Origin of the sequence: Sphingobacterium sp. UBA7253 (assembly GCF_002472745.1) — a bacterium.
In the GTDB taxonomy this organism is placed as follows: Bacteria; Bacteroidota; Bacteroidia; order Sphingobacteriales; family Sphingobacteriaceae; genus Sphingobacterium; species Sphingobacterium siyangense.
Window position 1 is genome coordinate 9,030 of record NZ_DKSP01000160.1, and the last position, 5,177, is coordinate 14,206.

Annotated in this window: 7 protein-coding genes; 5 read left to right on the top strand and 2 right to left on the bottom strand. The window is 40.0% G+C overall.

The genetic code is table 11. From position 1 onward, the window contains the following. Positions 1-391, top strand: a 391-nt coding sequence (locus B2X72_RS16450) for a DUF5777 family beta-barrel protein (RefSeq protein WP_286850748.1), incomplete at its 5' end; no start/stop codon positions are given. Positions 392-547: 156 nt separating this feature from the next. Here B2X72_RS16450 and B2X72_RS16455 read toward each other — a convergent pair. Both B2X72_RS16455 and B2X72_RS16460 read right to left on the bottom strand, forming a co-directional pair. Continuing rightward, positions 548-733, bottom strand: a complete 186-nt coding sequence (locus B2X72_RS16455) for a CsbD family protein (RefSeq protein ID WP_046672091.1) — start codon at positions 731-733, stop codon at positions 548-550. A 128-nt stretch (positions 734-861) separates the two neighbouring features. Then, positions 862-1,257, bottom strand: a complete 396-nt coding sequence (locus tag B2X72_RS16460; RefSeq protein ID WP_075991410.1) for a hypothetical protein — start codon at positions 1,255-1,257, stop codon at positions 862-864. 328 nt (positions 1,258-1,585) lie between these two features. On the opposite strand from B2X72_RS16460, the gene B2X72_RS16465 reads away from it, so the two are divergent. From B2X72_RS16465 to B2X72_RS16480, 4 genes are all read left to right on the top strand, one after another. After that, positions 1,586-1,951 carry a hypothetical protein gene (locus tag B2X72_RS16465; RefSeq protein ID WP_286850750.1) on the top strand — a complete coding sequence of 122 codons (366 nt, stop codon included), beginning with the start codon at positions 1,586-1,588 and terminating at the stop codon, positions 1,949-1,951. Positions 1,952-2,030: 79 nt separating this feature from the next. After that, positions 2,031-2,561, top strand: a complete 531-nt coding sequence (locus B2X72_RS16470) for a sigma-70 family RNA polymerase sigma factor (protein WP_286850753.1) — start codon at positions 2,031-2,033, stop codon at positions 2,559-2,561. A 42-nt stretch (positions 2,562-2,603) separates the two neighbouring features. Next, positions 2,604-3,629, top strand: a complete 1,026-nt coding sequence (locus B2X72_RS16475) for a FecR family protein (protein WP_286850755.1) — start codon at positions 2,604-2,606, stop codon at positions 3,627-3,629. 25 nt (positions 3,630-3,654) lie between these two features. Then, positions 3,655-5,177: TonB-dependent receptor plug domain-containing protein (locus B2X72_RS16480; RefSeq protein WP_286850757.1), on the top strand; the 1,523-nt coding region annotated here is incomplete at its 3' end.

A 5,177-nucleotide genomic window follows, 5' to 3' on the forward strand; every position in this document is an offset into this window, starting at 1 on the left:
ATTTAGCTCAAATCTATCGCTCGTTGTGGTCCCAACCTATCTTCACCGGAACTATACCACTTACAACGATCAGAATGATGTATTTGCCCTTGGTATTGGCGGTCGAGCCAAGGTCAGCAATAGGATCGCATTAGTAGCAGACTATACATTCCCTTTCCGAAAGTCGTGGAACAAAAAATATCGTGAAGATGTAAGCGGACAGCGTTACTATAATGCATTAGGTGTCGGTTTGGAAATGGATACCGGAGGCCATATCTTCCATCTCAATTTTACCAATGCAACCGCAATACAAGAATCTCAGTTTATTAGCGAAACAAATAGCTCCTGGGGTAAGGGACAATTCCGTTGGGGATTCAGCATTGCACGCCGTTTCAATTTTAACAAAAAATAAAAAAGCAATTGCTCCATCGTGGACTTGGAATCAAAATAATCTGTCCAACGTAATAAGAATTCAAAATACTTAAAAGCATCATCGGTTGATATGTTCTTAAATCAAAAAAGCGGATAACAATGCTGTTATCCGCTTTTTTATCACACAATATTAAATCTACAAATCATTTAACCACTTATTTACCTCATCTTGTGTTTTACCGGTCTTCTTTTGAAGTTTACCTACCAATTCGTCTTCTTTGCCCTCGGCATATAATAGATCATCATCAGTAAGATCTGCATATTGTTGTTTTACCTTACCTTTGATTTCGTTCCAACGGCCTTTCCATGTTAATTCGCTCATAATTATTTTCCTTTTATTGTTTATTAATAGAACAGTATCGCTCCACTAATCGTTTAAAAAATAATGTTATAAAATGTTAATTCTACAACATTCACCTGGTAAACAGGCACTTTCTATTTTTTATATTATTATTTCCGGTTACAATTGGCCGTCCATACCTTGCTGTCTTTTGTATAACCAATTGTCAATTTACCGGCATCAATACGGATAACTCCTGTACCTGCCGAACCAATGTTGACCAAGACGTTATCCTTTTTTTCAAAATCTACGCCGTTGAGATTTGGAATGCCATTTCCAAAAGCGAAATTATAGGTATCGCCAACTTTTGTTACGGTAACTGTTCCTTCTGCAGCGGCAACATCATTGTCATTGTTATTCATATCATCATACGAGATAGTGCCTTCATATTTACCAACAAAAAGATCGTTGTCGGCCGGATCATCGTCTTTGCTACATGATGTAAAGCCTACTAAAACCGTTAAAATAAGCATACCTAGTCCCAGTGTTTGAATTAATTTTTTCATACGTCGATGTGTTAATGTGAATACTCTATTTTATTACAGCTGGGTAAAATTCAAACTTTATGCCAGTCCAAATACAGCCTTAGAAACACCCGTATCAAATACACAAGAAGGGGTATAAATACCGAACTAGCGAATAAATACACAACGATCGTATGCAGATATCCGTTAAATACCCCATTTCTATTAATAAGTCATTATGATTTTTTTGTATTTTTAAGACCATAACTGGTTTTTCCCTCCACATTGGAGTAATCTAACTCCAATCTAGTGGGAAAAACCTCCGGTATAATGCATGATTAGATCCCATATAAAAAAAACAGCCTTATTTATGAAATTATTTTCCGTCTTTCTATTTTTTATTGCCCTCCAGTCTTGCACCGTTCAGCGGATAGAAAAAAAAGAAAAAGGTTCTTTGTATATCAATACATCAATCCCCGCACATAGTTCCTTAGCCATCTCAACCGAAGATGCCAATCCATTTTCCATTGAGACTAAAAAAAGCTCGACCGGTCGGCTAAAAATTTTGAATGCATCAGAGGAAATTGAGATGGAGAAGGACAAAACATACACACTGAATGTCAACCAGAAAGGGAACATCGTATTCCTAAATCAATCCGATCAAGGAACTAATATCCAATTGAGAGTCTATAACCATACATCGAAGATCATTCAGAAAACAAATCTCATCCACTAAGAAAGGAGGCAAAATATTTTTAAAAAAACTTGGAGCAAAAGCGCATTATCGCTAAATTCATTTATTCCAAGCCTACACTATGGAAATCAATTATGCGCTTATCGTTCGAAGATTCGAGGAATATTTTGACCTATGGAGTTCCAAAGTATACCAATATGCAATCCATAAAACCAAATCTTCTTATCTAGCCGAAGAAACCGTACAGCGTGTATTTATCAAACTCTGGAAAAATATGAGTGACAAAAATATCGATGCCACCATAGAATCCCAGATTTTCTGTATCACCCGAACAGTGGTGATCGATCTGGTCAAGGCAGAGTATAACCGTAAGAAACTTTTGGATCACGATCAGACATTTGTCTTACGCCATAGCCCTCAGGATGATTTTTATGCCAAACAACTTACATCCACACTCCATGAAATTGTCGATAAACTACCGGAGAAACGCAAGGAGATTTTTATGCTAAGCCGATTTTCTAATCTTTCGCATAAGGAAATTGCGGACAAGCTGGCCATATCGACAAAAACTGTGGAGAACCAATTGACACTAGCACTAAAAACCATTCGAAAGGCTTTACTGTTCGGTATGCTGGTGCAAATTATTTTTTAATTTCTTTGGGGGCTACCTCATTTTCGATCGTAATCTTTATACATGAAGATTACAAAAACACTCATCGACAAATACCTAAGCGGTAAAGCCAGTGCGGAAGAAATTGCCGCAGTAGAAAATGCGCTGGCCAATAACGAGTTTTATTGGGAGGATTTTATGCCGGAAACGGAATGGCAAGCATATGAGATGGATTCGGATTTTAAAAACCAAAAGGAAATAAAAGGGCATATTTTCAAACAAATAGGGCAAAAAAATAAGGATCGTTTCAACTGGTTAAAATATGCGGCTATTATCTTCTTCATTGGAATCGGAGCTTGGCTGGGATTAAACCAGATCGATTCTTCTAAATATAACACCGCATATCGTAGCGCGAAGAAAGTCCAGCCCACACCACAAGAGCAACCAAGTAATTTATATTATATCAATTCAGGTAATACCATTCAACAAATTGCAGTTCCAGACGGCTCTACTATCGAGCTATACCCCAATTCTGAAGTAAAATTCAGTTCAGATTTCACAACTATTAGCGCGCGGGAAATCCAATTAAAAGGTAAAGCCAAATTTACGGTAGCGAAGGATAAGACAAAGCCTTTTCGCGTTCATACGGCAGATTTGACAACAACCGCACTTGGCACTGTTTTCAGTGTGGAAGAAGGTGGTAGTGCAGTTACGAAAATAAAACTTTATGAAGGCCGTATTGAAGTCAAAAGCAATCAGCATCCTGAAAATAAACAGGCCTTAAATCTACAGTTTCAACCCAACGAAGAAATCAGCATTGATCGCAAGCTACAACAGATCATTGCCGAAACCCGAGTCAATACTTCTCAATCCAGCAAAAGGGGATCTTACTTAAAAACTAGCGGACAACTGATCTTTAAAAACCTCCCATTGCAAGATGTACTTCACATCATCAGTCATAATTATGGCCTTAAACTAAGCGTTGAACCTAAAGATATACAAAATAAATATTATAGTGGAACGTATAAAAATACAGCATCTGCATACGTCAACATGTTAGCTGATATCCGAGCACTCCATAAAATAACCATTCATGTACACACCGAATAACATTCACTCACATAACCCACAAATTATGCACAATTATTTACCTTCCAAGCATAGTATCCTGACTATGCTATTATTGAGATCCAACATTCGAGCCGACGTAAACTGGGCACTGCGTCTTGGCCTCGTGGGGCTTTTGTCAACAAGCTATCTTCTCGCTAATGCCCAACAAAATGCGACCATTAACGGAGTAATCAAAGATGAAACAGGAAAGCCCATCCCCTCGGCGACGGTAACCATACGTAATGCGACGAGCGGAATGAAAAAAACAACAACCAGCAGGCCTGACGGAACTTTTTCACTCGACCAGATTCCCGCTGGACAGGGCTACCAGATCAGCGTATCGTCTATCGGTTTTAAAAGCAGAGAACTGTTGGATTACACCATTACAGACAGAGACAAGCTAGCGATCAATATCAGTTTGGAATCGAGTGCGCAAAACCTACAGGAGGTTGTCGTTACAGCGCTTGGTATCAAACGCGAAAAAAAAGCGCTCGGTTATACAGTCGCTGAACTCAAAGGCGACGAGCTGACGCAGGGTAAGGAAACCAATGTGGCGAATGCCTTATCGGGTAAAGTTGCCGGCGTGCAGGTAAGCCGCGCCGCATCCGGTGCCGGAGGTTCATCCAAGGTCGTGATACGTGGTAACAATTCACTTATCGGTAATAGCCAGCCGCTCTATGTTGTTGATGGAGTACCGATTGATAATCAAAACATTTCATCTCCAAACCAATCTGGGGGAACCGATTATGGCGACGGAATCGGAAACATCAATCCCGAAGACATCGAAACGATGTCGGTATTAAAAGGCCCGAATGCGGCCGCACTTTATGGACAAAGAGGAAGTAACGGAGTTATCTTGATCACAACTAAATCTGGTAAAGCTGGTAAGACCCGTTTTAGCTATGGTACAGATTTTTCATTGGGCAATGGGCTGGTCTTACCGGATTTTCAAAATGTCTATGGACAAGGATTGAACGGAACATTTACACATTTCAGAAAAGATGACGGCACCATTGTTTCTATGAGTGAAGCGCTGAAAAATGGTTACAGTGGTATGCCTAAAATGAGCGCCGGACGTGACCGTACGACACGGGCAAGCTGGGGTGCAAAAATGGAAGGCCAGACTTATGAAGATGCTTATGGCAACATCTTACAGTTAACACCGAAACCAGATACCTACTCATCGTTTTTTCAAACGGAGAAACAGTTTGTCAACAACCTTAGTATAGATGGCGGAACCGACAAAGTAAACTACCGTTTTTCATTTGCCAATACAGATGTAAAGGGTTATATCCCAACCAATACGCTGAAGAGAAACAATTTCGGTCTGCGCACACAAGCCAAAATAACCGATAAATTTCACATCGACATCAAGGCGAACTATATCGCACAAAAGGGGCAAAACCGGCCAACACTGGCCGATGCGGCAGACAATCCTGCCTACCTATTTATCAGCCAGCCGCGAAGCTTGGGCAACGACATCATGGCACAGTATAAATGGACCGCACAGGAGATCAGCAGACAGCTTGGATTTTCGGGATTGACGGA

Bases quoted from the DNA above. Each gene is read 5' to 3' on its own strand.
- B2X72_RS16455 (WP_046672091.1), bottom strand. From the start codon at position 733: ATGAGCGAATTAACATGGAAAGGCCGTTGGAACGAAATCAAAGGTAAG.
- B2X72_RS16460 (WP_075991410.1), bottom strand. From the start codon at position 1,257: ATGAAAAAATTAATTCAAACACTGGGACTAGGTATGCTTATTTTAACG.
- B2X72_RS16465 (WP_286850750.1), top strand. From the start codon at position 1,586: ATGAAATTATTTTCCGTCTTTCTATTTTTTATTGCCCTCCAGTCTTGC.
- B2X72_RS16470 (WP_286850753.1), top strand. From the start codon at position 2,031: ATGGAAATCAATTATGCGCTTATCGTTCGAAGATTCGAGGAATATTTT.
- B2X72_RS16475 (WP_286850755.1), top strand. From the start codon at position 2,604: ATGAAGATTACAAAAACACTCATCGACAAATACCTAAGCGGTAAAGCC.